We start from the raw sequence: 5,174 nt of genomic DNA, 5'->3' as shown, positions 1-5,174 counted from the left end.
TCGAGGTATTCGAGGTTGAGCGCGAAGTTGAGCACCGCGGCGTCGCTGACGCCCTCGGCCGCGGCCTCCGTAGCCGAGGACCGCGTGGTGGCCGCCGAGTAGTTCGCTCAGCGGTTTGTCGGCCAGCGAACCCAGGACGAGATCCGCGTGGTCGAAGTTCAGTACCGCCGTGATCGGGTTCGGCACCGCGACGCAGTGCAGCCCGGCCGCCTTCGCCGCGGTGACACCGTGCGGCGAGTCTTCGAACGCGATCGCCTCGGCCGCCGGGACGTCCAGCGCGGCGAGCGCGGCCAGATAGAGGTCCGGGCTCGGCTTCGCCTGGTGGAGGTCGCCGGTAAGGACGGCCTCGAACGCGTCCGCGAGGCCCAGCCGGTTCAGATGCGTGGAGACCCAGTCGCCGGTCGAACTGGACGCGATGGCCAGCCGCAGGCCCTGTTCCCTCGCGTCGTCGAGGTACTCCTGGACGCCGGGACGCGGCCCCACGGATTCCAGCAGTTCGGTGACCCGGGCGCGGACGCCGGTGCGGACCGCGATCCGGTCGAGGTGCTCGTCGTCCTTCTCCAGCAGTTCGAACATCGCGATCGCGGTGTTCTGCGTGCCGATCACGGTGTGCCAGACCTCGAGGGGGAGTTCGCCGCCGCGTTCGCGGAAGGTCTCCTGCCAGGCCACGAGGACGGCCGCCTCGGTGTCCACCAGCGTTCCGTCGAAGTCGAAGATCAAGGCGCCGGTCATGGGATGAGTCTATGTCTTGACTCACTGAGTGGTACGGATTACGGTACGCATTCGTTAGGAAAGTTACCAAACGAACAAGTGTACTCGAAGTGAACGCCGCGCACCCGTCCCTCTCAACCCGCCGCCACGGATTCCCGGGGAGATCGATGTGAAGGCCCGAACCCGACTACTGCCACTTGGCGCGGCCGCGATCCTGTTGCCGACGCTGCTCAGCGGCAACGCGCAAGCCGCTGATGTCCTTCTGTCCCAAGGTAAACCCGTCATCGTCTCCTCGGTGGAGTCCTCCTCCTACGCCGGCGCGCTCGCCGTCGACGGGAAGACCACCACCCGCTGGGCGAGTGCCGAAGGCGCGGACCCGCAGTTCATCCGCGTCGACCTGGGTGGCCCGTCCGCCGTCAACCGGGTCAAGCTGAACTGGGAGGCCGCGTACGCCACCGCGTACAAACTGGAAGTCTCCAACGACGGCACGTCGTGGACCTCGGTCAAGTCCGTCACCAACGGGGACGGCGGAACCGACGACCTCACCGGCCTGTCCGCCCGGGGCCGCTACCTGCGTCTCGTCGGGACCAAGCGCGCCACCAGTTACGGCTACTCCCTTTGGGAGATGCAGGTCTACGGCACGTCGGACTCGTCCAGCGACACCCAGGCGCCCACCGCGCCCGCGAACCTCAAGGCCGGTTCGATCACCGCGTCCACGGTGGACCTGACGTGGACCGCGTCGACGGACAACGTCGGCGTCACCGGGTACGAGGTGCTGCGCAACGGACAGGTCGCCGGCACCACGGAAAGCGCTTCCTTCACCGACACCGGCCTGACCGCGGCGACCGCGTACACCTACAGCGTCCGGGCGAAGGACGCCGCGGGCAACACCTCGGCCGCCAGTGGCGCGATCCAGGCGACCACGCAGGCGGGCGGCGGCTCGTCGTTCGTGCTCGCCGCCTCCGGTGACATCGCCGAGCAGTGCACCGCGTCCTCCTCGTCGTGCATCCACCCGAAGACCGCCAACCTGGTCGGGCAGATGAACCCGGCCGCGGTGATCACCATGGGCGACAACCAGTACGACGACGCCCACATCGAGGACTTCACGAAGTACTTCGACAAGACCTGGGGCAAGTACAAGAGCATCATGCACCCGATCCCGGGCAACCACGAGACCTACGACGACACCCCGCTGGGCGCCTACAAGAAGTACTTCGGCAAGATCGCGACGCCGAACGGGAAGACCTACTACAGCTGGGAAATGGGCAACTGGCACTTCGTCGCCATCGACAGCACGGAGTTCTCGCCCGGTTTCGCCGCGAACGCGGTCAGCGACGAGCAGCTGAACTGGATCAAGCAGGATCTGAAGAACAACACCAAACCCTGCGTCGCCGCGTACTACCACCACCCGCGCTACACCTCGGGTGACCACGGTGACAACGACAAGATGGCCACGCTCTGGCAGACCATGGTCCAGAACAAGGTCGATCTGGTGCTCAACGGGCACGACCACCACTACGAGCGGTTCTTCCCGCAGAACGCCGACGGCGACAAGGATCCGGCCGGTCCGGTGCAGATCATCGGCGGTGGCGGCGGAGCGACCCTCTACCCGGTCAAGACCGAACACCCGGCCACCGCGAAGGCGATCTCGACCTACGGCGTGCTCAAGCTGAACATGTCGGACAACGCCTTCTCGACCCAGCTGATCGGTCTCGACGGCAAGACGATCGACTCCTCTCCCACCTACACCTGCCACTGATCCTCGCGATCAGGTGCCGGGTCGCGGCCGTCTGCGCCGCGACCCGGCACCTCCTCACGGCGCAGGAGGTCTCCCATGTACATAGCCACGAGCAGGGGAGCGGACACCGCGGCGGATGTCCCCAAGAGCAGCGTGAAACGCGCTGTCACCGGGAACGTCGTCGCACTCGGCCTGGTCAGCCTGGTCACCGACATCTCGTCGGAGATGGTGACCGCGGTCCTCCCGCTCTACCTCGTCCTCGGTCTCGGCCTCAGCCCGCTGCAGTTCGGCGTGCTCGACGGCCTCTATTCCGGTGTCACCGCCGTCGTCCGGCTCCTCGGCGGGCATCTCGCGGACCGGTGGCAGCGGCTCAAAGCCGTCGCCTGCTTCGGTTACGGGCTCTCGGCGCTGGGCAAGATCGGCCTGATGCTGGCGGGTTCGTCCACCGTGGCGATCGGTGCCGTCCTGGCGGCCGACCGCACCGGCAAGGGCGTCCGGACCGCGCCGCGGGACGCGCTGATCACCTTGAGCAGCGAGCCCGAACACCTCGGCCGCGCTTTCGGCGTACACCGCGCGATGGACACCTTCGGCGCGTTCCTGGGTCCGCTGGTCGCGATGGCGGTGCTGTGGCTCAGCCTGGGCAGCTACGACTCGGTGTTCTTCACGAGCTTTTGCATCGCCGCGATCGGCGTGATCATCCTGCTGGTGCTGGTCAAGGACCATCAGCCGAAGTCCAAGGCCGAGCGGCCCAAGATCTCCTTGCGGGAGACCGCCGGACTGATCCGGCAGGCGTCGTTCCGCCGGATCTGCGTCTGGGCGGCGCTGCTGGGCCTGGTCACCCTCAGCGACTCGTTCCTCTATCTCGTGTTGCAGCGCCGCTGGGAACTCGGCGCGGTGTTCTTTCCCTTGCTGCCACTGGGAACCGCGGGCGTGTACCTCCTGCTCGCCGTTCCGTTCGGGAGGCTTTCGGACCGGATCGGCCGCTGGAAGGTGTTCCTCGGCGGGCACGTCGCGCTGGTCGTCGCGCTGCTGGCGCTGCTCGGACCGGTGGACGGCGGCATCCTCGCGGTGCTGGCGCTGGTGCTGCACGGCGTCTTCTACGCCGCCACCGACGGTGTCCTGATGGCCGCCGCCGGGCCGCTGCTGCCCGAGCACCAGCGGGCGAGCGGGCTGGCGCTGGTGCAGACCGGGCAGGCGACGACGCGGATGCTCGCGTCCGTCCTCTTCGGACTCGCCTGGACCACGTGGGACCTGCACGCCGCGGTCTTGGTCGCCGCGGGAGCACTGGCCGTCGTGGTCGCCGCGGCCGCCGTCCTCCGTCCTTTGAGGACTTACGCATGAGGGCGCGGATCCTGGGCGTGGTGGCGGCCGTCGTCGTCCTGATCGCGGCTGCCGTCGGTTACGGCCTCTACTCGCGGGACCGCGGGCCGGAGGTCAACTCCGTCGCCGTCGTGACCGGGCAGCCGGTTTCGGTACAGGCCAAGGGACAGCTGCTGTTCCGGAACACCGCCGAGGGACCCGACTTCGGGCATCTGGCCACCGTCCCGGCCGATCGGCCCGGCGAGATCCGGAAGGTGGCGGGGCTGAGCTGTGACCGGTTCGCCGCTTCGGCGGGGACCGCGCTGTGCCTGGCCGCGCAGCCGGGGGTGCTGCCGCCGATGACCGACGTCATCGTGCTGGACAAGGACCTCACCGAGATCCGCCGGATCGAACTGCCCGGCACCCCCAGCCGCGGCCGGGTCTCACCGGACGGGAAACTCGCCTACTGGACGTTGTTCGTCAACGGGGATTCCTACGCGGAGACCGGGTTCTCGACCAGGGCCGGCATCTTCAACCTGTCGACCGGGAAACTGACGAAGAGCATCGAGGAGATGACACTCCTGCTCGACGGCAAGCCGTACTACTCCTCCGACGTGAACTACTGGGGGATCACCTTCGCCGCCGACGGCAAGAAGTTCTACGCCACCGTGGGGACGAAGGGGAAGACCTACCTCGTCGAGGCGGACTACGAAAAGCTCGTCGCGAGGATGATCCGGGAGAACGTCGAATGCCCGTCGCTCTCGCCGGACGGGAAGCGGGTCGCGTTCAAGAAGCGGGTTTCCGCCGGTTCTTCGGCACCTTGGCGGCTGGCCGTGCTCGATCTGGCCTCCGGTGAGGAGACCATGCTGGCCGAGACGCGGAGCGTGGACGACCAGGCCGCCTGGCTCGACGACCGGACCGTGGGCTACGGGGTGGACTCGGGAATCTGGGCGGTTCCCGCCGACGGGAGCGGGGCGGCCCGGGAGCTGGTGACGCGGGGCTCCTCGCCTGCGGGGGTGTAGGTGGCTCGTGAGTGGTGAGGACGGACCGGTCTTCGTGTGCCGGGATCGACGATGTAGGAATCGGGGCGTTGAGTGTCCAGATTCCTACATCGTCGCGATGCCCTGTCGCTAGGCTCCAGGGGCGAGCGTGACTGGTGGGCACCTGAGTCGTCGGTCCGGTGGGTCGTGAGTGGCAAGTCGCGTTCTAACCACACTTGGCACTCACGACCACCTGGACCGACGCGTCACCGCCGCCCTCACCGTCCGACCGGTCGGACGACACGCGTGATCAGACGGACGACACACGTGATGGGAGGGACGACACACGTGTGGAGTTGCCCCCGGATGGCGGACACGGGGTTTTCACGCGGCTTGGTGATGGTAGCTGGTTCGGGTTTCGTGGGGTGTTCGGTGGCTGAGTGTCG

Annotated in this window: 3 protein-coding genes and 1 pseudogene; 3 read left to right on the top strand and 1 reads right to left on the bottom strand. The window is 67.7% G+C overall.

From position 1 onward, the window contains the following. Positions 1-96 precede the first annotated feature (96 nt). Positions 97-732 (bottom strand): annotated as a pseudogene (locus AB0N89_RS40930) (HAD-IA family hydrolase); the annotation flags it as partial. Positions 733-880: 148 nt separating this feature from the next. Between AB0N89_RS40930 and AB0N89_RS40925 the strand changes: the two are divergent. From AB0N89_RS40925 to AB0N89_RS40915, 3 genes are all read left to right on the top strand, one after another. After that, positions 881-2,470 (top strand): discoidin domain-containing protein, encoded by a 1,590-nt coding sequence (locus AB0N89_RS40925; RefSeq protein ID WP_364217122.1) that lies wholly within the window; start codon positions 881-883, stop codon positions 2,468-2,470. A 75-nt stretch (positions 2,471-2,545) separates the two neighbouring features. Then, on the top strand, positions 2,546-3,790 hold the full coding sequence (locus AB0N89_RS40920; RefSeq protein ID WP_364217119.1) for an MFS transporter: 1,245 nt from the start codon (positions 2,546-2,548) through the stop codon (positions 3,788-3,790). Beyond that, positions 3,787-4,770: a hypothetical protein gene (locus AB0N89_RS40915; RefSeq protein WP_364217116.1), complete on the top strand. Its 984-nt coding sequence runs from the start codon at positions 3,787-3,789 to the stop codon at positions 4,768-4,770. The genes AB0N89_RS40920 and AB0N89_RS40915 overlap by 4 nt, the downstream gene beginning before the upstream one ends. The last annotated feature ends 404 nt before the right edge of the window (positions 4,771-5,174 follow it).

This window comes from Amycolatopsis sp. NPDC089917 (assembly GCF_040684635.1).
Taxonomy (GTDB): Bacteria; Actinomycetota; Actinomycetes; order Mycobacteriales; family Pseudonocardiaceae; genus Amycolatopsis.
Note: the sequence above shows the minus strand (reverse complement) of the source record. Positions and strands in the feature narration are given on the sequence as shown.

Excerpts from the sequence above, each read along its gene's own strand:
- AB0N89_RS40920 (WP_364217119.1), top strand. The coding sequence starts at position 2,546 with ATGTACATAGCCACGAGCAGGGGAGCGGACACCGCGGCGGATGTCCCC.
- AB0N89_RS40915 (WP_364217116.1), top strand. The coding sequence starts at position 3,787 with ATGAGGGCGCGGATCCTGGGCGTGGTGGCGGCCGTCGTCGTCCTGATC.